This is a genomic window from Bradyrhizobium sp. Mp27 (genome assembly GCF_029953005.1).
Lineage (GTDB): Bacteria > Pseudomonadota > Alphaproteobacteria > Rhizobiales > Xanthobacteraceae > Bradyrhizobium > Bradyrhizobium barranii.
In genome coordinates, this window is sequence record NZ_JASAUS010000908.1 from 1 (window position 1) to 216 (window position 216).

Here is a 216-nt window from a genome sequence, read left to right on the forward strand (position 1 = left end):
TACACCGGCGATGACTTTCGGCAACTGGTTCGTGCTCTTCAATCGCCGCCAGGTCTTCGATGCGGCGTCGATGAGCTTGAACACCATCAGCTTCGCGGTTTGTTGCGACAGAGCTGGCCCCGGTTGTTTGGACAGCGCCCCGCTGGATTTAAGTGGATTCCTGCCGGGTTATGCTGAACGCGGGGCTTTACGGTTTTGTCGTTGCGTCGGGAGGGC

At 58.8% G+C, this 216-nt stretch carries 1 protein-coding gene; it reads left to right on the plus strand.

Translation table 11 applies throughout. The annotated features are described in order from the left end of the window. On the plus strand, positions 1 to 216 hold a 216-nt coding region (locus QJT78_RS52980; protein WP_281461030.1), incomplete at both ends, for a hypothetical protein.